Below are 21,635 nucleotides of genomic sequence, written 5' to 3'. Positions count from 1 at the left end.
GTCCGGGAGGGGGGACGGGACGGGGCTGTGGGTCATGGGGTCTCCCGGGGCAGGACGGCCTGGACGCGCCAGCCGCCGCTCTGGTCGGGTCCTGCGGACAGGGTGCCGCCGCAGGACAGGGCTCGTTCGCGCATGTTCAGCAGGCCGTTGCCGCCGTGCAGGTCGGGGTTGTCGGGCAGCGGGGGCCCGGGGTCGCGGACGGCCACGCGCACGTACCCGGGCGTCGCGACGACCTCGAGGCTCAGGCGTGGGGCGAGCGAGTGCAGCAGCACGTTGGTCAGTCCCTCCTGGGCGATGCGCACGACGGCGAGGCTCACCTCGGGCCGCAGGTCGCCCAGGTCGTCGGGCAGGTCGAGCTCGACGTCCCGGCCGGCCTCGGTCAGGCGCGCGGCCGCGGCCCGGACGTCGTCGAGCGCGGGGGCGGGGGCGAGCTCGAGCGTGTCCCCGGTCTCGCGGCGCAGCACGTGCACGACCGAGCGCATCGAGGTCAGCGCCTTCTTGCCCTCCTCGGCGATCCAGGTGACCGCCTCGGCGGGGGCCTGGGGCTGGTTGGGCGCGACGCGGTCCGCGGCCTGCGCCCGGACGACGATCGCGGACATGTGGTGCGCGACGACGTCGTGCAGCTCGCGGGCGATGCGCGTGCGCTCGGCGTGCACGGCCTGCTGGGCGAGCACCCCCTGCAGGGCCGTGAGCTCCTCGTTGCGCTCGCGCAGGGCCTCGCCCGTCACGGCGATGCGCCGGACCATCCACCCGAGCGCCACGGCCGCGAGCGCCAGGGCGACCGTGGTCAGGATCCCCGAGGGCGACGACCAGCCCACGACCTGCCAGTACCCGTCCCAGTGCTCACTGCTCATGTGCAGCGACCAGCCCGACAGGACGACACCGATCGCCGCGAGCGGAGGCGGGACCGCTCCCTGGCGGGTCGCGCCGAAGCCCGCCACGAGGAGCGGGACGAGATGGAACTGGTTGCTCACGGCGTCGTCCTGGAAGAGCGGGTAGAACACCGCGGTGACCCAGAAGACGCCACCGGGCGCGATCCTCCTCAGGGCCAGCGTCAGGACGAGCCAGGCCCCGGTCCACCAGTACGACCGGATGTCCCGAGGCATCCAGTAGTCCCCCTGGTACATGAACCAGACTCCACCGAACCAGACCAGCCCGACCGCGAGCGCGACGAGGAGGTCCTGGGCCCACTCGGGGGCACGGCGGGTCGGTTGCACGTCCTCACCGTATCCAGGGAGGCCGTCGCGGCGAGTCCGCCCTGGGGCTGGTGTCCGACGACGTCGCGTCCGCCCCGGGGACGAACGCGCCCGGGCGGGACGCGCCCTGCGGACAGGGCGAGGACGGCCCCGGGGGGCGATGCCCCAGGAAGGGCCGCGCGGCGAGGGTCGAGACATGACCTTCGACGTCCCTCCCCCGCCCTCTTTCCCCGCCGGCTCCCGGCCCGTGCCGCCGGCCGCTGCTGCACCGACGAGCGCTGTGCCGTCGCCCCCGCTGCCGACCTTCGACTCGCTCGTGCCCGGCACGGGCACCGCGGGCCTGCGGCCTGCGCCACGGGACAGGCGCGCCTGGCCGTCCGGTCGCTCGTCGGCGGGCTCGGCCCGTCGACGCCGAAGTCCCGCGGACCGCGTGTACGCCGCAGTGGTCGTCGCCGCGCTCGTCGCGTGCGGGGTCTCGGCGTACCGGCTCCTGGCCCCCGACGCCCCGTCGGCCGGGGCCGATCTTGGCGCAGGGGTCGGCCCTGGCGCAGGGGCGGCGCCGGGCACGACCGGGGAGGCGGACGGGTCGCGGGCCGAGGCTCCCGCGACCGGCCTCGACCCCGAGCTGCTCCGCCGGTTCGAGCAGGCGCAGGCGCTCGCGGCCGAGGACGGGATCGAGCTGACCCTCGTCTCCGGGTGGCGGTCGGCCGAGGAGCAGGCGCAGGTCGTCGAGGACGTGGTCCGCAAGCGCGGCTCGCTCGAGGAGGCCAAGCGGTGGGTCCTGCCGCCCGAGGCCTCGGCGCACGTGGCGGGCACGGCGATCGACGTCGGGGCGACCGACGGCGCCCTGTGGCTCGGCGAGCACGGCGCGGACCTGGGCCTGTGCCGGACCTACGCGAACGAGATGTGGCACTTCGAGGCGGTCATCGAGCCCGGCGGGACGTGCCCCGAGATGCACGAGGACTCGCGCGTGGGCTGGGAGTGACGCGGCCCGGCACGGTCGGTGCGCGGCGTGTCCGGACCCGGCCCGGTCAGGAGGCGTCGGGACGGGGCCCGTCGGTGGGCGCGGGACGCCCCTCGCCGGTCGGCGTGGACCCGCCGGCCGCGACTGCGGTCGGTGGCTCGGGGGCGGCCAGCATCTCGGGCGCGCTGCGCACCAGGAGCCACACGGGCAGGATCGCGATGCACAGCAGCGGCAGGACGCCCACGTCGCCCACGACTGCGACCGCGACGAACAGCGCGACCCACCCGTCGCGTCCCACCGCGAGCACGACCCCGAGCACCCCGCTCGCGATCGCGAGCCCCAGGGGGACGCCCGGCAGCGCCGCGTTGACCACGACCCCGGCCGCGACCCCGATGAACACCGCGGGGAAGATCCGGCCACCCCGGAACCCCGCGGCCGCGGCGATCACGAGCGCCACGAGCTTGATCGCGAAGATGAGCACGAGGTTCCACGTCGAGAAGTCGGCACGCTGCTGGACGAGCTCGAACGACTGCTCGGACCCCTTGAACAGCGTGAGCGGCCCGCCGATCGCCCCCAGGACGCCCAGCACCACCCCGCCGAGCGTCACGTAGAGCACGGGGTTGCGCATCGAGTGGAAGAACCGGTGCACGTGCGGGAACGCGACGACCCCGAGCAGCGCGAGGCCCGCCGCAGCGGTCGCGATCAGGAGCGACGTGCCCACGTCGCCGATGTCCGGGACACCGAGGTCGGGCAGGTCCATCGCGGCGAACGGACGCCCGAACGCGTCCATGGTGATGGCGCCCGCACCTGCCGAGACGAGCGGCAGGAACAACCGGTCGAACAGCGGGCCGCCGCTGCGGAAGCCCGCGACGACCCCCGTGAACACGAGCGCGGCCGCGACCGGGGTGCCGAACAGCGCGCCGATCGTCGCCGACGCCGCGAGCATCACGACGAGGTCCGTGGGGACCTTGGGCCACAGCCGCGCGACGACGGCCACGAGCAGCGCGGTGTTGATCGCGATGATCGGGTTCTCCGGGCCCAGGCTCACGCCGCCGGCCAGCCCCAGGACCGTGACGACCACGAGGCTCGGCAGGACCCGCAGCGGCAGCGGCGGCGCGATGAGCTCGGTCGTCGCCGAGTCCCGCCCGCCGTGCCCCGGCACGAGCCACACGACGAGCCCCACGAGCAGGCCCGCCCCGGTCAGCATGATGAAGATCCACCAGCGCGCGTCGGGATCCACGCCCAGCGCGCCCGGCAGGTCCGTCCACAGGACGTCCTCGACCGCTGCGGACGCCTCGTCGAGCGCCCTGAGCACGACCGCCGCGACGATCCCGATCAGCACGGCCGGGAGCGAGAGCTCGAGCAGCGTGCGGAGCGCGGGGGCGCCGGGCGGGATGGGGGCAGCGGACGTCCCGGAGGGCGTGGCTGACGCGTCGTCGTCCCGGTCGGGCATGCGCCCAGCGTGGCACGCAGGGCGCGAGCGCGCCCGGGGAGGACCATGGCCAGGACGGCGTCGAGGAGGCCCGACGACGGCGCATCAGCCCCCGGGCTGAACCCACCCCGCGCGGACCGCACCCTGGGGCCGGGGCGCGAACCGCCGTCGGGCCGATGTCCCCGCCCCCTCCCCTTGGGAGGGTCGAGACGTGACCCACCGCAACGACGCGCGCACCGCGCAGAGCCGCCGGCCCGCCTGGGCCGCGCCCTGGCCCGACGCGACCACCCGTGCGGCGACCGCCCCCGTCGCCACGCCGACCGACCGGCGCCGCGCACGCCTCGTGACCTACGGGCTCCTCCTGACGCTCCTGTTCACCGCCGCCGCCGAGGCCGAGCTGTGGCCGTTCACGGCGTACCGGCTCTTCAGCGAGGTGCGCACGGGCACGACGGTGAGCCTCGACCTCGTGGCCGCGACCGCCGAGGGGGACGTCGTCGTGCAGCCGGGCGACCGCGCCGCCCCCCTCGTCACCACGACCCGCCAGTACCAGGACCTCGCGGCGGCCACGCCCGAGAGGCGCCGCGAGATGGTGACGGCCTGGCTGGGGCTGGCCGGGATCGACCCCGGCACCGTGCGCTCGGTGCGGCTCGAGCGCACCGTGCGGACCCTGCCCGCGGGGGCCGACGAGTGGATCGAGCGGTCCCGCGAGACCGTCGTGGACGTCATGCCGTGAGCGGCGCCGCAGGATCGTCGCTGCGCCGGGCCGCGCTCGCCGTCGACCGGGCGCTGCTCGCCCCCGGCCCCGCGTACCGGCTGGTCGAGGTCCGCACGTTGCTCGCGCTCGTGATCGGGCTGCGCCTGGCCACGCGCGACTGGACCGCGATCACCCGGCGCCCCGCGGCGCTCACGGACCACGGCAACGTCATGGGCTGGCTGACCCTGACCCCGCCCGCGTGGCTGCTCGTCATGGTCCAGGTCGCGGGGCTCGTGGGCGTCGCTCTCGTCGTCGTGCGCCGTGGGGGGCGTGCCGGGTTCGTGCTCGCGTGGTGCGCGTACACCGCTCTCGCCGCCCTGTGGGGCAGCTCGGGCAAGGTGCTGCACAACGACGTCCTGACCGTCACGGTCGCGGTCGCGCTGCTGTTCGCCGCCGATCCGCCGCGCCCCGCGCACACCGCGCCGCGGGCCCCGGCCTGGGGATGGCCGCCGCGAGCTGCACTCGCGACCCTCGCCACGGTGTACTTCCTGACCGGCGCGCAGAAGCTGCGGCACAGCGGCACCGAGTGGGTCTTCAGCGACAACATGTCCTGGGTGCTGCGCCAGGGAGCGAGCGGGTCCCCGTTCGGCACCCGGTGGGTCCAGACCGTCGCGGACCAACCCGTGCTCACGCAGGCGCTCGCGGGCGGGGCGCTCGTGCTCGAGCTCACGGCTCCCCTGTGGCTCGCGATCCGGGTCGCGCGGATCCCGTTCGTGCTCGCGGTCGCCGCGATGCACGGCAGCATCTGGGCGTTCCTCGGGCTGGACTACTCGGCATGGGTCCTGACGGCGGCCGCGGTCGCGGTGCCGCTCGCCCTGCGGCCCGACCGGCGGCTGCTGCGTGGTGTGCTCGGGGCCGGGGGCGCCGACCCGGACGTGCCCGACGGGGCGCCCGACGACGAGAAGCGGCTGACGGGGGCCACGGTGCGTCCGTGACCCCCGTCAGCCGCTTCTCGTGCTGCGTGCGGTGGTGCTTCTGGTGGTGCTTCTGGTCGGTGAGGCGCTCAGCCGGCACGGCGCAGCCGTGCCCCGAGCGCGTAGGCCCCGACGACCGTCGCCGCGGCGACCAGGACGACGTCCTTGAGCACGTACTGCCCCAGGAGCGTCATGCCCGAGCCGAACAGCTCGTCGAAGAACAGGACCGTCGGGGCGAGGATGCCCACGAACGCGACGGCCATGACCACGAGCCCCGCGCGCAGCAGGTACCCCGTGACGAGCGTGATCCCGATGAAGCACTCGACGACCGCCGTGCCGATCACCGCGACCGGGCCGTGGACCAGGCCGAGGGTCAGGGTGTCGATCGTGCGCTCGGCGACGACCTCGGCCGGGCTGGCCCCGGGGAAGAGCTTCAGGACCCCGAAGCCCAGGAAGACCAGGCCCAGGGCGACGCGCAGCGCCGGGACGGACCAGCGGGTCAGGACACGAGCGAGGGCGTCGACGGCGCCGCTCAGGTGGGTGGAGACGGAGCCACGGCGGGAGATCGCCTGGCCGTCGACGGAGAGGGTGGACATGGACGTGCCTTTCTGGATGTGGAGGGGTTCCGGCGCCTCGTCGTCGGGCGCACATCCAGAAGGAGAACCTGCACCGGGTGAGTGATGCGGGTCACGCCGCGTTTCACCCGGTCGGCCCGGCTACTGGCCGAACATCTGCGCGAACGAGGGCACGCCGTCGAACATGCCCGTCGTGGTGCGCGGCTCGCGGGCCGCGACCGTGCCCGCGAGCTCCTTGGCCGCCTTGCGGATGCGGGCCGGGAGCGGGCCGGCGTCGTGCGTGCTGTCGCCCTCGGCGGCCCAGTCGTCCGTGGCCGCGAAGACCGACGTCGTCGCGACGTCCGCGTGCAGGTACGTGAACAGCGGGCGCATCGAGTACTCGACGGCCAGCGAGTGGCGCGACGTGCCGCCCGTGGCACCCAGCAGCACGGGCATGCCCTGGAGCGAGTCCTTGTCGAGGATGTCGACGAAGGACTTGAAGAGCCCCGAGTACGTGGTCGTGAACAGCGGCGTGACCAGGACGAGCGCGTCGGCGCCCGTGACCTTCTCGATCACCTCGGCGAGGTCGCCGCTCGCGAAGCCCGTGAGCATCGCGTCGGTGACGGCGTGGGCGACGTCGCGCAGCTCGACCGTCGTGACCTCGGCGGTCACGCCCAGGTCGCCGAGCTCGGCCACGGTCGCGGCGGAGAGACGGTCGGCGAGCAGGCGGGTCGAGGACGGCTGGCCGAGGCCGGCGGAGATCGCGACGATCTGGCGAGCGGTCATGAGGTGGTGCTCCTGGTTCGTGAGGGTTCTTCGAGTGTGCCGCACGGTGCGTGCGGCGGGTGGTGCGTGATGCTCTCGTGGCCTGCCGGGTGGTGCTGGGAGCCGGGCCGCCCCTGGCCACAAGGGCGGCCCGGCCGCCCGGGTCTCCCCGGGCGGGTGGTGGGTCAGAGACCGAACGCGGAGCCCTTGCGGGCCGCGCCCTCGGCAGCCTCTGCCGCCTGGATGTCGTCCTCTGCGGTCTTGCCCGTCCAGTGGTCGGCGGCCGCGACGACCTGCTCCGCGATCTTGCCCTCGGCGCGTGCCTTCGCGACGCGCTGGGCGTGGCTCGGCGGGTCGCTCGGGACGTGGGCGGGGCGCTTGGCCTCCATCTCCTTGCGGAGCACGGGGACGACCTCGCCGGCCAGCAGGTCGATCTGCTCGAGGACCGTCTTGAGCGGCAGGCCCGCGTGGTCCATGAGGAAGAGCTGACGCTGGTAGTCGCCGACGTGCTCGCGCATGGCGCCGTAGCGGTCGATGACCTCCTGCGGGCTGCCCACGGTCAGCGGGGTCTGCGCGGAGAAGTCCTCGAGCGACGGGCCGTGCCCGTAGACGGGCGCGTTGTCGAAGTAGGGCCGGAACTCGCGCACGGCGTCCTGGGAGTTCTTGCGCATGAAGACCTGGCCGCCGAGCCCGACGATCGCCTGGTCGGCCTGGCCGTGGCCGTAGTGCTCGAAGCGCTGACGGTAGTACCGGACCATCTGCTGGGTGTGGCTGATGGGCCAGAAGATGTTGTTGTGGAAGAAGCCGTCACCGTAGTAGGCGGCCTGCTCGGCGATCTCCGGGGTACGGATCGAGCCGTGCCACACGAAGGGCGCGACGCCGTCGAGCGGGCGCGGCGTGGCCGTGAAGCCCTGGAGGGGCGTGCGGTACTTGCCCTGCCAGTCCACGACCTCCTCCTCCCAGAGGCGGCGCAGCAGCGCGTAGTTCTCGATCGCGAGGTTGACGCCCTCACGGATGTCCTTGCCGAACCACGGGTAGACGGGGCCGGTGTTGCCGCGGCCCATCATGAGGTCCATGCGACCGTCCGAGATGACCTGGAGCATCGCGTAGTCCTCGGCGATCTTCACCGGGTCGTTCGTGGTGATGAGCGTCGTGGAGGTCGACAGGATGATGTTCTTCGTCTGCCCGGCGAGGTAGCCGAGCATCGTCGTGGGGGACGACGGGACGAACGGGGGGTTGTGGTGCTCACCCGTGGCGAACACGTCGAGGCCGGCCTCGTCCGCGTGCTTGGCGATGGTGAGCATGGACCGCACGCGCTCGGTGTCGTTGGGCGTGCGACCGGTGACGGGGTCGGTGGTGACGTCGCCGACGGTGAAGATTCCGAACTGCATGGGGGTTGCTCCCTCGTCCTACAAGTTGATGCATTTGCATGTACTTGGAGGAGAACCGGGAGGGTGCCCGGGTTATTCCCCGGAGATCGAGGTGTCGTGGGTCACGCGCTGCGGACTCGTCGTCGACCAGTTGTCAGAGCTGGGCCGGGGTTTGCCCCAGCCCAGTTCTGACAACGGATCGGGTGTCCGCGCGCGCCCGATGCCGGAGCGCACCCGGGGCGCTCGGGTGCGCTCCGGCGTCGGGCAGGCCGGACCGGGCGAGAGCGCCTGGCGGACGTCCCCTACGCCGGTCGTGGCGCGTACATGATGACCGCGACGCCCACGAGGCACAGCAGTGCACCGGTCACGTCCCAGCGGTCGGGCCGGAAGCCGTCGACCGCCATGCCCCACACCAGCGAGCCCGCGACGAACACTCCCCCGTACGCCGCGAGGATCCGCCCGAAGCTCGCGTCCGGCTGGAGCGTCGCGAAGAACCCGTAGAGCCCCAGCGCGACGATTCCCGCCCCGATCCAGACCCACCCCTTGTGCTCGCGGACGCCCTGCCAGATCAGCCACGCGCCACCGATCTCGAAGAGCGCAGCGGCGCCGAAGAGCAGGATCGAGCGCAGGACGGTCATGTGGTCTCCTCGGGACGGACGGGTGCAGCGGGACCGCAGCGGCGGCGCCGTGCGGCGCACCACATCATCGCGCGCGTCGATCGCCGCGGGTCACCGCCGGGCCTCCCCAGAAGGCCCCCGCCCCTGGCGTTCTGCACAGCCCCCTCCCAGGGACCCGGGCCAGACTGGCACGAGCCCCCATCTCCCCGAGGACCGGAGACCCGATGCCCGACACCACGCACCCCGCTGCGACCGTCCGTCGCGCCCGCTTCATCGACGTGCCCGGCGTCGCCCGGCTGCTCACGACCGACCATCCGGTGGTCGACCTCGACGGCGACGGGCGCCCCGACGCCCCGGTCGACCCCGAGCAGCTCTCGTCCGCGACCCGCCTGGTCCTGGGCCACGGGATCCTCGAGCAGGGCGAGATCTGGGTCGCCGAGGACGCCGACGGTCTCCTCGCCACGACCGTGTGGCTGCCGCCCGAGGTCCCCGCGTTCGAGGACGAGCTCCGCGAGGTCCTGGTCCGCGAGGTCGGCGTCGACCCGCTCGACGAGCCGGCCGACGACGAGCCGGTCCGCGTCGCGACCCGTCAGGCGCTCGGCATCGCGCAGTCCGCGATCGCCGACGCGCTCGACGCCGTCCGTCCGCGCCTCGTCCTCGTCGCGTCGGCCGTGGCGCCCGACATCGAGGGCGCGGAGCGGGTCGACACGCTGCGCCGGCTCGTCGACGCGCCCGCGAGCGCCCGGCACTCCCCGGACGGCTCACCGGTCGAGGGCCCGTTGTTCACCGCGATCGTCGACCCGGCGCGCGTCGAGGGGATGCGCTCGATCGGGTTCGTCGAGCACCGCAGCGTCGAGCTCGAGCCGCACGGGACCCTGTGGATCGGCGTGCGGGCCTGAGGGCCCACGCGCGGACCGGCCTACGCGACCGCGGCGACCACGAGCGTCCCGGCGACCACGGCCAGAGGCGCGAGGACGAGTCCCTGGCGTACGAGCGGCCACCAGCCGACCTCGCGGAAGCCCATCCAGTGGCGTGAGCACTGGACCCACCAGAGCACGGTCGCGACCGAGGCCCACGGCGTGACGAGCGGGCCGGCGTCGACCCCGACGAGGAGCGCCGCGAGCCGCGCCGGGTCGCCCGCCGCAGCAGGTTCGAGCGCGAGGTAGGCGGGCAGGTTTGTTGACCGCGTTGGCCGCGACCGCTCCCGCACCGGCGACCTGCAGCAGGTCCCCGGTCCCGGTCCCGGTCCCCGCGAACCGGGCGAGCAGGTCGCCGAGCCCGTGGACCTGCCAGGCCTCGACCGCCACGAAGAGCGACGCGACGACCAGCACGGTCCGCCACGGCACGAGCTCCCCGACGGGGGCCACGAGGTCGCGCCGCCGCACGAGCGTCACGGTGAGCAGCACGCCGGCCCCTCCCAGGGCGACGACCGCCACGGGCAGCCCGACGGCGAAGCACACCCCGAGCGCGACCGTCACCAGGGCGGCGAGCGGCAGGAGCACGGGGTCTCGCTCGGCGGTCGGCGCGGATGCCTCGAACGTCCCGCGCAGGTCCCGGTGGTGGGCCACGAGCAGGTAGAGGACCGTCACGGCGATCACGACCAGGGCGGGCAGCCACATCGTCGCGGTGTACGAGGTGCCGGGCTCGAGCCGCGCGTAGCGGTGGGCCGCGAGCAGGTTCGTCAGGTTGGAGACGGGCAGCAGCAAGGACGCGGTGTTGGCGAGCGCGAGGACCGTGAGCGCGAAGGGCAGCGGCCTGCTCCCCGTACGTCGCGCGAGGGTCAGGACCACGGGCGTGACGAGCACGGCGGTGGTGTCGAGCGACAGCACGATCGTGCACACGCACGCGAGCAGGACCACGAGGCCCCACAGCCGCAGCCGGCTCCCTCGGGCGAGCCGGACCGCCCAGGAGGCTGCTGCGTCGAACAGGCCCGCGGCCGCGCACATCTCCGCGACGACGGTGATCGCGACGAGGAACAGCAGGATCGGCCCGACCCGTTCGGCGAGCTCCTCGGCCGCGTCGAGCGGGAGCCACCCCACGGCGACGACCAGCGCGGCCAGCGCGACGGCGACCGCCCACAGCGGCACCCGCACGCGGCGACCGACCATGCGCTCCTCCGTCCCGGTACCCAGCCACTCGCCCAGCCCGCGCACGCGGGCGCCCGCTACCCGACGAGCGGCTCGGTCACTATCGCACGCGCCCAGCCGTCTGCCGTGGGCGTCGCGGGCTTTCGTCCCGGGTGCACAGCGGGCAGAGTCGGAGGTATGACGGACGCGACGCGGTTGTTGGTGCTGGGCGGGACGGAGTTCGTGGGTCGGGCGGTCGTCGACGACGCCCTGGCCCGCGGCTGGGACGTCACCATGTTCCACCGGGGCACGCGCGACGCCCCGCCCGGGGTGCGGGACCTGCGCGGCGACCGCTCCGCCGTCGGGGGCCTGGACGCCCTGGCCGAGGGCGAGTGGGACGTCGCGGTCGACACGTGGTCGTGGGCGCCGAGCGCGGTGCGCGACGCCGCGCGCCTGCTCGACGACCACGTGGGCCGGTACGTGTACGTGTCGAGCCGGTCGGTCTACACGTACCCGACGGGCGCGGGCCTCGGCGAGGACGCGCCCCTCGTGGAGGCCTCGCCCGACGACGGCGCCGACGTCGACTACGCGCGCGCCAAGCGCGGCGGCGAGCTGGCCGTCGAGGAGTCGTTCGGGCACCGCGCGATCCTCGCGCGGGCGGGCCTGGTCCTGGGGCCGTGGGAGAACGTCGGGCGCTTGCCGTGGTGGTTGCAGCGCGTCGCGCGCGGCGGGACCGTGCTCGCCCCGGGGCCGCGCGAGCTGCCCCTGCAGTACGTCGACGCGCGCGACCTCGCGGCGTTCGTGCTCGACGCGACCGAGCAGGGCCTGAGCGGGCCGTTCAACGTCGTGAGCCCCAGCGGGCACGCGACCATGGGCGAGCTGCTCGACGCGTGCGTGGCCGCGACGGGCTCCGACGCCGAGCTGCGCTGGACCGCGCCCGACGTGATCGAGGCCGCGGGCATCGCTCCCTGGACCGAGCTGCCCGTCTGGCTCCCGCCGGGCGAGCTGCACGACACGCTGCACCGCGGCGACGTGTCGCGCGCGGTCGCGGCGGGGCTGCGCAACCGGCCCGTCGAGGAGACGGTCGCGGACACGTGGGCCTGGTTGCAGACCCAGCCCGACGGCGCCGCTCCCCAGCGCGCGGACCGCCCCCGGGTGGGGCTCGACCCGGACAAGGAGGCGCGGGCGCTCGCGCTCTGACGGCTCCGGCGCAGAGACCCCGGAGCGGCACCAGTTGCCGACGCCACGTTGGTATCCTTACCGACAAGGCGTCGGCAACCCGTGTCGACCCGGAAGGAGCACCATGTTTCTCGCGTGGCGCGAGCTGTCGTTCGCGCGCTCACGATTTGCCCTGATGGGGGGTGTCGTCGCGCTCGTGTCCGTGCTCGTCGTCCTCTTGTCGGGCCTGTCCTCGGGACTCGTCAACGACGGCGTGTCGGGCCTCAAGAAGCTCCCCGTCGCGGCCTTCGCGTTCGGCGCGGACACCTCCGTCGACTCGGCGTTCTCCCGCAGCACGGTCGACCGCGAGCAGGCCGAGCGCTGGGCCGCCCGCGACGACGTCGCCGACGTCGCACTGTTCGGCAACCAGCTCGTCAACGCCGAGGGCCCCGGCGGCGAGGCCGTCGACCTGGCACTGTTCGGCGTCGAGCCAGGGTCGTTCGTCGCGCCGTCCACGACCGACCTGGCCACCGGGGAGATCCTCGGGGACCCGCACGGGATCGTCGTCAGCGAGACAGTGGGCGACCTGGGCCTGGGTATCGGGGACACCGTGACGATCGAACGGCTGGGCACCGAGCTCACGATCGTCGGCGTGCTCGACGGGCAGCACACGTTCGGGCACGTCGACGTCGCCTACATCCCCCTGGCGACCTGGCAGGAGATCCACGCCGGCGCGACCGACGCCGCCGAGGTGCGGCCCGAGGCGTACGACGAGGCGACCGCCGTCGCGCTCGCGCCCGTCGACGGCGCCGACCTCGACCTCGCGGCCGGTGACGCGGCCGCAGGCACCGCTGCCGTCTCGCTCACGGAGTCCTTCGACGGGTCACCGGGCTATGCGGCCGAGACGCTCACGCTCAACCTCATCCAGGTCTTCCTCTACGCGATCTCGGCCCTCGTCGTCGGTGCGTTCTTCACGGTCTGGACCATCCAGCGCAAGCACGAGATCGCGGTTGCCCGCGCCATGGGCGCCTCGACGTCGTACCTCGTGCGCGACGCCCTCGGCCAGGCGGCGGTGCTCCTCGTGGTGTCCACCGCGATCGGCATGGGCGCGGGCGTGGGCTTCGGCGCGCTGCTCACGTCGACCCCCATGCCGTTCGCCCTCGAGGCCGGGCCCCTCGCGCTCGCCGCGGTGCTGCTCGTCGGGCTCGGCCTCGCGGGCGCCGCCGCCTCGGTCGGCCGCATCGCCCACGTCGATCCCCTGACGGCTCTCGGAGGCCAACGATGACGCACCCCACCCAGCAGGTCTCGAGCACCTCGACCGCCACCCGGGCCGGGCTCGAGATCGACGGCGTGACCCTGACCCTCGGCGACGGCGACTCGACCGTCACCGCGCTCGACCACGTGCACCTCACGGTCGCCCCAGGAGAGCTGCTCGCCGTCCTGGGCCCCTCGGGCGCGGGCAAGTCCAGCCTGCTGGCGGTCGCCGGTGCGTTGACCCGGCCGACCTCGGGCTCTGTCCGCATCGACGGCACCGACGTCTCGGCGATGCCCTCGGCCGGCCAGGCCGCGCTCCGACGCGAGCGGATCGGCTTCGTGTTCCAGTCCGGCAACCTCCTGCCCGCGCTGACCGCCCTCGACCAGCTGCGGTTCGCGCTCCACGTCTCGGGCGGGAAGAACCGCGGACGCGACCCCCTGACCCTGCTCGAGCAGGTCGGCATGGGGCACAAGGCCGACCGACGACCCCACGAGCTCTCGGGTGGTGAGCGCCAGCGCGTAGGGATCGCGCGCGCGCTCGTCACGGCCCCCGCGCTGCTCCTCGTCGACGAGCCCACGGCGGCACTCGACCGCGCGCGCAGCCACGAGGTGGTCCGGCTGCTCGCGGCCGAGACCCACGACCACGGTGTCGCGACCGTCATGGTGACCCACGACCACGACGTGCTCGAGCACTGCGACCGCGTCGTCCACATGGAGGATGGGAGACTGAGCGCTTGATCCACGCTTCCCTGCCCCGGGCGGGGCAGGGAAGCCGCCGTGAGGAGAACCGTGCCCCGCATCAGCGCCCCGACCGTCGCCGAGCACCGTGCGGCGCAGATGCGAGTGCTCCTCGACGCCGCACGGTCGCTCCTTGCCGAGACAGGCCGACCGCCGACGTTCGCGGCGCTCGCCGAACGCGCGGGCCTCGCCCGCCCCAGCCTCTACCAGTACTTCCGCTCCGCGGACGACCTGCTGCTCGCCATGGTCGAGGACGTCTTCCCGAGGTGGTCGGCGACCGTCGCGCGGGCCATGGACGCTGCTCCTGACGACCGCGGCCGCGTCGTCGCCTACCTCCGAGCGAACCTCGAGCTCGTCGCCCAGGGCGAGCACGCCCTCGCGACGGCCCTCGCGACAGTCAGCCCGCCGAACGCCGTGATGGAAGGCTCGCGCGCCATGCACGACGAGCTCGTACGGCCGCTGAGTGACGCCTTGCAGGCGCTCGGGACCCGGGACGTCGCCCGCTCGGCAGAACTGATCAACGCGGTGGTGAACTCCGCCTCACGCATGATCGAGTCCGGCACCCCCCTCGACGACGTGTGGAGCAGCGTCGAAGAGCTCGTCGAACCGTTCCTCGACCGCCTGGTCCACGAGCGAGGGGACGCTCACGGCTTCAGGTAGTCGAAGATGAGCGTCGTGCTCGTGCCCGCGACCTCGGGGCGCACGCTCAGCGTGCTCGCGACCAGGTCCCGCAGCGCCGACGAGTCGCGCACCGCGACGTGCACCATGAAGTCACGGTCCCCCGTCACGAAGTAGATGCCCTCGACGTTCGGCAGCCCCGCGAGGTAGTCGCGGAACGCCGTGAGCCCCGAGCGGGCGTGCGAGTGCAGGCGGATCGCGATGAGCGCCTGGAGGCTGCGCCCCATGGCGGCAGGGTCCACCTCGGTGCGGAACCCCTGGATGACCCCGCGCTCCTGGAGCGAGCGGATACGCGTGTGGCACGTCGACGGCGCGATCCCCACGGCGTCCGCGACGGCCTTGTTCGTGGCCCGCGCGTCGGCCTCGAGGAGAGCGAGGATGCGCCGGTCCGTCTCGTCGAGGACTGCGGCCTGGACGTGGCCTGCACCGGCCCGAATTTCGTTCGGCATGCTCGCCCTTTCGCTCCACAGGACAGAAGGATGTTCGCCGGACAGATCAGTTCCCGAAGATCAGACCGCCCACCTTGAACCGTACCGAAGATCCCTCCAACATTGACCGTGAGGCGCAACCCGTCTCCCACGACCCGGCCTCAGCATCCTCGAGGCCGGGTCGAAATCGTCCCAGGGCAAAGGAGCCCCGATGGCCACCCCTTCTCGCACCTCCACCACCGGTGCACGCACCCCCCGCACGGCAGTCGTCGTCGGCGCCGGCATGGTGGGTCTCGCGACCGCCTGGCACCTGCAGGAGCGCGGTGTCGACGTCACGGTCCTCGACCGCGAGGGCGTCGCCGCAGGCTCGTCGTGGGGCAACGCCGGCTGGCTCACGCCCGGCATGGCCATGCCGCTCGCCGACCCCACGCTGTGGACCTACGCCCCCAAGGCGCTGCTCGACCCGGCCGCGCCCCTGCACATCCCTGCACGGCTCGACCCGCGGTTGTGGTCGTTCCTCGCTCGGTTCGCGGCGCACGCGACCCCGCGCGCATGGGACCGCGCCATGGCGGCGCTCACGCCGATCGACCGGCTCGCTCTCGACGCGTTCGACGAGCTCAGCGCGCACGGCGTCGCCGCCCGCTCGACGCCCGGTCCGTTCGTCATCGGGTTCGAGGACGAGAGGCAGGCCGCGCCGTTCCTCCACGAGATCGCCCAGGTCGAGGCTGCGGGGCAGGTGGTCCCGCTGCGGCGCATCGACCGGCCCGACGGCGCCGCGCACCTCTCCGGTCCGTCGCACCCGGGCGTGGCTCGAGCGCACGGGGCGAGCGGCGCCGTCGGGCACGCCTCCTCCTCGACGTCCCCGGACCAGGGCCGAGCACCCGAGGTGAGCGACGCCGTCGGGCGTCCTGCGCAGCTCACCGACCGCGTGCGCGCGGTCTACGCCCTCGAGGGCCAGCGGTTCATCGAGCCCGGACCGTTCGTCGGCGCGCTGGGCGACGCGGTCCGCGCGCGCGGCGGGCGCATCGTGACCGACGCGACCGTCACCGGGCTGCGTGCCCAGGAGGGACGCGGCGTGCAGGTGCTCGTGGACGGGCAGGACCCCGTGGTCGCCGACGTCGCGGTCCTCGCGACCGGCGCCTGGCTGCCCGGGCTCGCGCGGCCGCTCGGCGTGCGCACGCTCGTCCAGGCCGGGCGCGGCTACTCGTTCACGGTCAAGACCGACGTGCCCGTCGAGCAGCCGATCTACCTGCCGTCGCGCCGCGTCGCGTGCACTCCGTACCAGGGGCGGTTCCGCATCGCGGGGACCATGGAGTTCCGGGGCCCCGACGAGCCGTTCCAGCCGCGGCGCATCGAGGCGATCCTCGCGTCGGTGCGCGACCTGTTCCAGGGAGTCGACCTCGACGACCGGCACGACGAGTGGGTCGGCTCCCGGCCCGTGACCCCCGACGGGCTGCCGCTGGTCGGGGCGACCCGGGCGCCCGGCGTGTACGTCGCGGGCGGGCACGGGATGTGGGGCATCGTGCTCGGCCCCGCGACCGGGAAGCTGCTCGCCGAGCAGATCGTGACCGGGACGGTTCCGCAGGAGATCAGGGCGTTCGACCCGCTGCGGTGAGGTGGGCGGGCGTGGGCGGCCGGCTGCCTGGCCGCCTGGCCGCCTGGCCACCTGGCCGCCTGGCCGCCTGGCTGCCGAGAAGTGAGTAGACGCCCCTGGATCGCCCGGATCAGGGGCATCTGCTCACTTCTCGGCGAGAGCGGCAGTCACGAATTCACCCGCTCGCGCGCCTCCGTTCTGCCACGTCCACGGCCGGGCCGACCTCTCTCCTCTCAGGGGCAGGGCCAGCAGGTCCGCCGGGCGACGGCACGGCGCAACCACGACGAGGTGGCCGACATGCGTGCTCGATCAGCTCTCCTGCTCCTCTCTGCCCTTGCCCTCGGCGCCGTGCTCCCGCTCGCCGCGAGCGCCCAGGCCGCCGTCGACGAGTCGCCGCCCTCGTGCCAGGACGTGATCGAGCTCGCGACCTCCCATCGTCCGAGCGCAGCGCTCGTCGCCGCGGCCCAGGTCGAGGCCGCGGGCGGGGCCGCCTGCGAGGCCACCGTCCTGGCCGAGGCCGAGGAATCGGTCGCCGAGGCTGCGGTGCTCCTGCGTCGGGCACAGGGGCTGGACGCCGAGGCAGGCCGCGTCGCGCCCGACACCGAGGCGGCAGCCGAGCTCCGCGGCGCTGCCGACACCTCCTACGCCCAGGCGCTCGCGCTCGACCTGGGGCTGACTGCAGCGTTCGACGGACTGACCTCGGACCCGGGGTCCGAGGCCGCGCCGGCCGGCCCCGCCGTGGCCGCCGCCCGGCTCGTCGACCTGGGCCACCGCGCCGAGGCCCGCGAGCTGCTCCTCACGGCGGTCAAGGAGGGCAAAGTCGAACCGGAGGACCTCGACCAGGCACTGCAGGACCTGCTTGCCCCGAGCCCCCCGGAGACCGTCGTGGACTGGTGGGACGAGGACGGCAGGACGTGGCTCACGGTCGGGGCCTGGTGCGTCGCGGGGCTCGCCCTGATCTACCTGGTGCTGTGGACCTGGGCCCGTCGCCCGCCCTACCGGATCGACCCTGCGACCCAGGCCGTGACCGCGGGGAAGGCCGACGACGTCGCCCAGGCATGGGCCGAGATGCTCCCGCGCCGGCTCGACGACCTCGCCGAGTCGACACCCGCCATGCGGATCTCGACAGGCCCGGACACCGACCTCACGCTCCCCGACATCGACGGGATGCCGTCGGGCTTCAAGGCCGTCGTGGAGTTCTGGACGTGGTTCCGACGCCTGCGCGCGCGTCACGTCTCGGCCCTCCTGCACGACGAGGGCGGGAAGGTCGGCGTGACGGTCTCGATCAGGAAGCGGTCCGGCAGGCTCATCGAGACCCGGACGCTCCGCCCCCTGGACGACGCCGCGGCCGTCGAGCGGGCGACGTACCTCGGCCTGCTGCCACAGGCCGCCGTCTGGATCGCGTTCCAGACCACCGAGCGACGCCACCGGGTCGCCGTGCTCGGGACGAGGTCCGAGGTCGCGGTCCTCCGTTTCGCCGACTCGGCCGCGCTCCTCGCCGCCGGAGACAAGGGGGCCGCCCGCCAGGCCCTGCTCCGGGCGCGCGCCGCAGATCCCGCGATGCTCGCTGCCTGGCTCAACCTCGCGGTCCTCGACCTCCGGAGGGAGGGCGACGATCCGGCCGTCGCCCCACAGGACTGGCGGGCGCGGCTCGAGGCGCTCCACGGCGTGGAGCAGGCGGCGTCCGCTCGGCTCGCGGAACTCCTCGGCGGCGCGCCTCACGTCCGTCCGACCATGCGCGACCACTGGTGGAGGGAGGTCGTCCGATGCCGTGCGACAGTCATGCGGGCCAGTTACAACCGCGCGATCACCGTCCTCAACTGGTCGGTCATCGACGACACGAACGAGGTCCGGCAGCACCTGGGCGCAGCATTGGACTCCACCAGGAAGGCTGCGGTCGAGCTTCGCGAGACCACGCCGCGACGGTCCCGGTGGACGGCCATCCGACGGACCGGGCACAACGTCCAACGACACTCGGAGCTCATGCGTCGAGGGCACGTCGATCCCGGTCCGGCGGAGTTCCTGACCGACGTCCGGAAACAGCTCGCGGCCATCTACCCGAGCTGGGAGACCGCCTACCCGGACGTCCTCCCCGGATGGGTCGACTACGGCATCGCCTGCGTCGCGGCCACCGTCGTGCCGCGCAACGCGGACGCGCCGACCAGACCGGCCGCCGTCGCGCGTGTGCAGTCGTGGTTGGACCGCGCCTTCACCAAGCAGCCCGGACACTACGTCTCGGCCGCTCGACGGGACCCGTTCTTCTCGCACCTCGTGACCGTCTCCGACGAACCGGCCAGCGCCGAACCGCGCCCGGCGCCACCGGACGGTCCGGCCGCCGAGAACTGAGCGAGAAGCGAGTAGATGCCCCTGGATCGCCCGGATCAGGGGCATCTGCTCACTTCTCGGCGAGAGCGACCGGCTCGCGCACCACGTCGGCCGGCGCCGCGTCGACCCTGATGGCCTCGAGGTAGTCGGCGATCGCGTCACGGTTCCTCGTGAGGGTGTCGATGCGCTCGGTCATCCGCGCCAGCTCGGTCTCGAGCAGCGCGATCTTGTCCGGGTAGGCGTTGTGCAGGTGGATCTCGCGCGGCTGGTTGAGGCACGGCAGCAGCTCGGCGATGATCCGCGTCGGGAAACCGACCTCCAGCAGGCCCCGGATCTGGAGCACGCGGTCGACGAGGTGCTCGCCGTACTCGCGGTAGCCGTTCTCCTCGCGCTGCGGGGTCAGGAGCCCCTGCTCCTCGTAGTACCGCAGCAGGCGCGTAGCCGTGCCGGTGCGGCGGGACAGCTCGCCGATGCGCATGTGATGCACCCCTCTCGCGGGTCGGGCTTGACCTTCACACCCATGTCAGACATTCATGCTAACCCCATGACCACGTGCACCACTCCGACCGAGTCGTCGACCGGCGCTCCCCCGCCGTCCACAGCGCCCCCTGCGCCGCGGACCACCACGCTCCCCGACCGGACCGACGCACCCGCGGACGCTCCGTCGTCGGGCACGAGCTTCCCCCTGCTGCCCCTGCTCGCCCTGGCCGCGACCGGGTTCGTCACGCTCCTCACCGAGGTGCTGCCCGCGGGCGTGCTGCCCGCGCTCAGCGCCGACCTCGGGGTCTCCGCGAGCGCCGCCGGGCAGACCGTCACGGTCTTCGCGATCGGGGCGATCGTCGCCGCGATCCCCCTCAGCCGCGCCACGGCCCGCTGGCCCAGGCGCCGCCTGCTGCTCACGACGATCGCAGGGTTCGCGGTCGCGAACACCGTGACGGCCGTCTCGTCGAGCTACGCGCTCACGCTCGGCGCGCGCTTCGCGGCCGGGCTCGTCGCAGGCCTGACCTGGGCCCTGCTCGCCGGGTACGCACGGCGCCTCGCCGCGCCGGAGCAGGCCGGGCGAGCGCTCGCGATCGCGATGGGCGGCGCGCCGCTCGCGCTGGCTCTCGGTGTCCCGGCCGGGACCGCGCTGGGCGCGACCGTCGGGTGGCGCTGGGCGTTCGGCGCCATGACGATCCTCAGCCTCGGGCTGGCGGCGTGGGTGCGCTGGGGCGTGCGGGACTTCCCGGGCGAGCCGCGCGGGACGCAGGTGCCGATCGGGCAGGCGCTGCGGCTGCCCGGCGTCGCGCCGGTCGTGCTCGTGACGGGCCTGACCGTCCTCGCCTACAACGTGTTCTCGACGTACGTCGCGGTGTTCCTCGAGGACGTCGGGCTCGGTGCGCAGACCGGTGTGCTGCTCGCGGTGCTCGGCGCGACGTCGTTCGCGAGCCTCGTCGTGATCGGTGCCCTGATCGACACGCACCTGCGCGTCATGACGGTCCTCGCTGCCTCGCTCCTGGGGCTCGCGGGCCTGACGCTCGCGGTCGCGGCGGGATCCCCCGTCGCGGTCTACGCCGCGGTCGCCGCGCTGGGCTTCGCGTTCGGCGGCAGCGGGACCCTGTTCCAGACGGCGCTCGCGCGAGCAGCGGGTCCCGCGGCCGACGTCGCACAGTCTGCGTTCGTCACCTCGTGGAACGGGGCCCTCGCGCTCGGCGGGATCGTGGGCGGTGTGGTGCTGGGTGCGGGCGGGTCCGGCGCGCTGCCGTGGGCGACGCTCGCGCTCGCGGTGCCGGTCGTGGGGATCGTGCTGGGGGCGCGGCGGCATGCGTTCCCAGCGGCATCGGGCGGGAACCGGCGCGTCGAGAAGTGAGCAGATGCCCCTGATCCGGGGAGATCAGGGGCATCTACTCACTTCTCGACGGCGGGTGCCGCAGCGCAGGAGCTGCAGCTCAGCCGTTGAACGCGTCGGGGTCCGGTCCGATCCGGCCGTCGGCCCGGTCGAGGCCGTCGATCGCCTCGACCTGCTCGGCCGACAGCTCGAAGCCCAGCACGTCGAGGTTCGCCGCGATGCGCGCGGGGGTCACGGACTTGGGGATCGCGACGGTCCCGGCCTGCAGGTGCCAGCGGAGCACGACCTGCGCGGGCGTCACCCCGTGCGCGTCTGCGATCGCACCGAGGACCGGGTCGCCCAGCACCGTGCCCTGGCCCAGCGGGCTCCACGCCTCGGTCACGATCCCGAGCTCGCGGTGGCGCTCGCGCAGGGCGCGCTGGGCGAACGCCGGGTGCAGCTCGACCTGGTTCACGGCCGGCGTCACACCCGTGGCCGCGATGATCGCGTCGAGGTGCGCAGGCTGGAAGTTCGAGACGCCGATCTCCCGGACGAGCCCCGCGTCGCGCAGCGCGACGAGCTCGTCCCACGCCTCGACGTACCGGCCCAGGCCCGGTGCGGGCCAGTGGATCAGGTACAGGTCGAGGCGGTCGAGCCCGAGGCGCTCGAGGCTCTGCTCGAACGCAGGGCGCACGGCCTCGCGCGACAGGGCGTCGATCCACAGCTTGCTCGTCACGAAGACCTCGTCACGCGGCAGGCCCGACGCGGCGATGCCCGCGCCGACCCCCGCCTCGTTGCCGTAGACCGCGGCGGTGTCGATGCTGCGGTAGCCCGCGTCCAGGGCGAGCGAGACGGCCTGGGCGGTCTCGCCGTCGGGCACCTGGAAGACGCCGAAGCCGAGCTGCGGGATGCTCGTCCCGCCGCGCAGAGCGACCGCAGGGACGGTGGTGGTGCTGGTCATGGTTTCTCCTGAGGGTGGTGGTGGGAGGGTCAGGCTGCGGGGACGGTGACGTGGGGGGCC

20 protein-coding genes are annotated in these 21,635 nt (G+C 73.9%); 10 read left to right on the top strand and 10 right to left on the bottom strand.

What is annotated here, in order from left to right:
- Positions 1 to 32 precede the first annotated feature (32 nt).
- On the bottom strand, positions 33 to 1,217 hold the full coding sequence (locus OERS_RS18555) for a sensor histidine kinase (RefSeq protein ID WP_068627537.1): 1,185 nt from the start codon (positions 1,215 to 1,217) through the stop codon (positions 33 to 35).
- A 175-nt stretch (positions 1,218 to 1,392) separates the two neighbouring features.
- Between OERS_RS18555 and OERS_RS20840 the strand changes: the two genes are divergently transcribed.
- A complete protein-coding gene (locus OERS_RS20840) occupies positions 1,393 to 2,181 on the top strand; it encodes a M15 family metallopeptidase (RefSeq protein ID WP_139107939.1) in 789 nt (262 codons plus the stop codon).
- A gap of 46 nt (positions 2,182 to 2,227) precedes the next feature.
- On the opposite strand, the gene OERS_RS18545 is transcribed toward OERS_RS20840, so the two are convergent.
- Entirely contained in the window at positions 2,228 to 3,613 is a 1,386-nt protein-coding gene (locus tag OERS_RS18545) for an ion channel protein (RefSeq protein WP_068627536.1), read from the bottom strand.
- 190 nt (positions 3,614 to 3,803) lie between these two features.
- Between OERS_RS18545 and OERS_RS18540 the strand changes: the two genes are divergently transcribed.
- On the top strand, positions 3,804 to 4,325 hold the full coding sequence (locus tag OERS_RS18540; RefSeq protein WP_068627535.1) for a hypothetical protein: 522 nt from the start codon (positions 3,804 to 3,806) through the stop codon (positions 4,323 to 4,325).
- Positions 4,322 to 5,281 carry a hypothetical protein gene (locus OERS_RS18535; RefSeq protein WP_068627534.1) on the top strand — a complete coding sequence of 320 codons (960 nt, stop codon included), beginning with the start codon at positions 4,322 to 4,324 and terminating at the stop codon, positions 5,279 to 5,281. The genes OERS_RS18540 and OERS_RS18535 overlap by 4 nt, the downstream gene beginning before the upstream one ends.
- 68 nt (positions 5,282 to 5,349) lie before the next feature.
- Here the strand turns inward: OERS_RS18535 and OERS_RS18530 are convergent, their stop codons facing one another.
- From OERS_RS18530 to OERS_RS18505, 5 genes are all read right to left on the bottom strand, one after another.
- Positions 5,350 to 5,856, bottom strand: a complete 507-nt coding sequence (locus OERS_RS18530; protein ID WP_068627533.1) for a DoxX family membrane protein — start codon at positions 5,854 to 5,856, stop codon at positions 5,350 to 5,352.
- 120 nt (positions 5,857 to 5,976) lie between these two features.
- Positions 5,977 to 6,600 (bottom strand): FMN reductase, encoded by a 624-nt coding sequence (locus OERS_RS18525; protein WP_068627532.1) that lies wholly within the window; start codon positions 6,598 to 6,600, stop codon positions 5,977 to 5,979.
- Positions 6,601 to 6,764: 164 nt separating this feature from the next.
- Positions 6,765 to 7,970, bottom strand: a complete 1,206-nt coding sequence (locus tag OERS_RS18520; RefSeq protein WP_056765302.1) for an LLM class flavin-dependent oxidoreductase — start codon at positions 7,968 to 7,970, stop codon at positions 6,765 to 6,767.
- A gap of 281 nt (positions 7,971 to 8,251) precedes the next feature.
- Entirely contained in the window at positions 8,252 to 8,587 is a 336-nt protein-coding gene (locus OERS_RS18515) for a YnfA family protein (protein ID WP_056654325.1), read from the bottom strand.
- Between the two features lie 740 nt (positions 8,588 to 9,327).
- Complete coding sequence (locus OERS_RS18505; RefSeq protein ID WP_248948750.1) at positions 9,328 to 10,674, bottom strand: ArsB/NhaD family transporter; 1,347 nt, start codon at positions 10,672 to 10,674, stop codon at positions 9,328 to 9,330.
- Positions 10,675 to 10,830: 156 nt separating this feature from the next.
- Between OERS_RS18505 and OERS_RS18500 the strand changes: the two genes are divergently transcribed.
- From OERS_RS18500 to OERS_RS18485, 4 genes are all read left to right on the top strand, one after another.
- Positions 10,831 to 11,832: an NAD-dependent epimerase/dehydratase family protein gene (locus OERS_RS18500; protein WP_056654319.1), complete on the top strand. Its 1,002-nt coding sequence runs from the start codon at positions 10,831 to 10,833 to the stop codon at positions 11,830 to 11,832.
- Between the two features lie 103 nt (positions 11,833 to 11,935).
- Positions 11,936 to 13,075, top strand: coding sequence for an ABC transporter permease (locus OERS_RS18495; RefSeq protein ID WP_068627530.1), 1,140 nt, complete (start codon positions 11,936 to 11,938; stop codon positions 13,073 to 13,075).
- Entirely contained in the window at positions 13,072 to 13,782 is a 711-nt protein-coding gene (locus OERS_RS18490; RefSeq protein WP_056654314.1) for an ABC transporter ATP-binding protein, read from the top strand. Before OERS_RS18495 ends, OERS_RS18490 begins: the two co-directional genes overlap by 4 nt.
- A gap of 51 nt (positions 13,783 to 13,833) precedes the next feature.
- Positions 13,834 to 14,442 (top strand): TetR/AcrR family transcriptional regulator, encoded by a 609-nt coding sequence (locus OERS_RS18485; RefSeq protein ID WP_056765295.1) that lies wholly within the window; start codon positions 13,834 to 13,836, stop codon positions 14,440 to 14,442.
- Here the strand turns inward: OERS_RS18485 and OERS_RS18480 are convergent.
- Entirely contained in the window at positions 14,427 to 14,909 is a 483-nt protein-coding gene (locus OERS_RS18480) for an Lrp/AsnC family transcriptional regulator (RefSeq protein ID WP_056654308.1), read from the bottom strand. The two genes, OERS_RS18485 and OERS_RS18480, sit on opposite strands and share 16 nt — an antisense overlap.
- A 190-nt stretch (positions 14,910 to 15,099) precedes the next feature.
- On the opposite strand from OERS_RS18480, the gene OERS_RS18475 reads away from it, so the two are divergent.
- Together OERS_RS18475 and OERS_RS18470 are read left to right on the top strand one after the other, a co-directional pair.
- Positions 15,100 to 16,503, top strand: coding sequence for an NAD(P)/FAD-dependent oxidoreductase (locus OERS_RS18475; RefSeq protein ID WP_068627529.1), 1,404 nt, complete (start codon positions 15,100 to 15,102; stop codon positions 16,501 to 16,503).
- A gap of 276 nt (positions 16,504 to 16,779) precedes the next feature.
- Positions 16,780 to 18,828: a hypothetical protein gene (locus OERS_RS18470; RefSeq protein ID WP_139107938.1), complete on the top strand. Its 2,049-nt coding sequence runs from the start codon at positions 16,780 to 16,782 to the stop codon at positions 18,826 to 18,828.
- Positions 18,829 to 18,877: 49 nt separating this feature from the next.
- On the opposite strand, the gene OERS_RS18465 is transcribed toward OERS_RS18470, so the two are convergent.
- A complete protein-coding gene (locus OERS_RS18465; protein ID WP_056765287.1) occupies positions 18,878 to 19,285 on the bottom strand; it encodes a MerR family transcriptional regulator in 408 nt (135 codons plus the stop codon).
- Between the two features lie 66 nt (positions 19,286 to 19,351).
- Between OERS_RS18465 and OERS_RS18460 the strand changes: the two genes are divergently transcribed.
- Entirely contained in the window at positions 19,352 to 20,656 is a 1,305-nt protein-coding gene (locus OERS_RS18460; protein WP_083201607.1) for an MFS transporter, read from the top strand.
- 79 nt (positions 20,657 to 20,735) lie between these two features.
- Here OERS_RS18460 and OERS_RS18455 read toward each other — a convergent pair whose 3' ends face one another.
- Positions 20,736 to 21,575 (bottom strand): aldo/keto reductase, encoded by an 840-nt coding sequence (locus OERS_RS18455; RefSeq protein ID WP_068627527.1) that lies wholly within the window; start codon positions 21,573 to 21,575, stop codon positions 20,736 to 20,738.
- Positions 21,576 to 21,635 lie beyond the last annotated feature (60 nt).

This window comes from Oerskovia enterophila (assembly GCF_001692445.1).
Classification (GTDB): domain Bacteria; phylum Actinomycetota; class Actinomycetes; order Actinomycetales; family Cellulomonadaceae; genus Oerskovia; species Oerskovia enterophila.
Note: the sequence above shows the minus strand (reverse complement) of the source record. Positions and strands in the feature narration are given on the sequence as shown.

What these genes read in the sequence shown, in the direction of transcription:
- OERS_RS20840 (WP_139107939.1), top strand. Translation starts at nt 1,393, where the DNA reads ATGACCTTCGACGTCCCTCCCCCGCCCTCTTTCCCCGCCGGCTCCCGG.
- OERS_RS18545 (WP_068627536.1), bottom strand. Translation starts at nt 3,613, where the DNA reads ATGCCCGACCGGGACGACGACGCGTCAGCCACGCCCTCCGGGACGTCC.
- OERS_RS18530 (WP_068627533.1), bottom strand. Translation starts at nt 5,856, where the DNA reads ATGTCCACCCTCTCCGTCGACGGCCAGGCGATCTCCCGCCGTGGCTCC.
- OERS_RS18525 (WP_068627532.1), bottom strand. Translation starts at nt 6,600, where the DNA reads ATGACCGCTCGCCAGATCGTCGCGATCTCCGCCGGCCTCGGCCAGCCG.
- OERS_RS18520 (WP_056765302.1), bottom strand. Translation starts at nt 7,970, where the DNA reads ATGCAGTTCGGAATCTTCACCGTCGGCGACGTCACCACCGACCCCGTC.
- OERS_RS18515 (WP_056654325.1), bottom strand. Translation starts at nt 8,587, where the DNA reads ATGACCGTCCTGCGCTCGATCCTGCTCTTCGGCGCCGCTGCGCTCTTC.
- OERS_RS18505 (WP_248948750.1), bottom strand. Translation starts at nt 10,674, where the DNA reads ATGGTCGGTCGCCGCGTGCGGGTGCCGCTGTGGGCGGTCGCCGTCGCG.
- OERS_RS18500 (WP_056654319.1), top strand. Translation starts at nt 10,831, where the DNA reads ATGACGGACGCGACGCGGTTGTTGGTGCTGGGCGGGACGGAGTTCGTG.
- OERS_RS18495 (WP_068627530.1), top strand. Translation starts at nt 11,936, where the DNA reads ATGTTTCTCGCGTGGCGCGAGCTGTCGTTCGCGCGCTCACGATTTGCC.
- OERS_RS18490 (WP_056654314.1), top strand. Translation starts at nt 13,072, where the DNA reads ATGACGCACCCCACCCAGCAGGTCTCGAGCACCTCGACCGCCACCCGG.
- OERS_RS18480 (WP_056654308.1), bottom strand. Translation starts at nt 14,909, where the DNA reads ATGCCGAACGAAATTCGGGCCGGTGCAGGCCACGTCCAGGCCGCAGTC.
- OERS_RS18475 (WP_068627529.1), top strand. Translation starts at nt 15,100, where the DNA reads ATGGCCACCCCTTCTCGCACCTCCACCACCGGTGCACGCACCCCCCGC.
- OERS_RS18470 (WP_139107938.1), top strand. Translation starts at nt 16,780, where the DNA reads ATGCGTGCTCGATCAGCTCTCCTGCTCCTCTCTGCCCTTGCCCTCGGC.
- OERS_RS18465 (WP_056765287.1), bottom strand. Translation starts at nt 19,285, where the DNA reads ATGCGCATCGGCGAGCTGTCCCGCCGCACCGGCACGGCTACGCGCCTG.
- OERS_RS18460 (WP_083201607.1), top strand. Translation starts at nt 19,352, where the DNA reads ATGACCACGTGCACCACTCCGACCGAGTCGTCGACCGGCGCTCCCCCG.
- OERS_RS18455 (WP_068627527.1), bottom strand. Translation starts at nt 21,575, where the DNA reads ATGACCAGCACCACCACCGTCCCTGCGGTCGCTCTGCGCGGCGGGACG.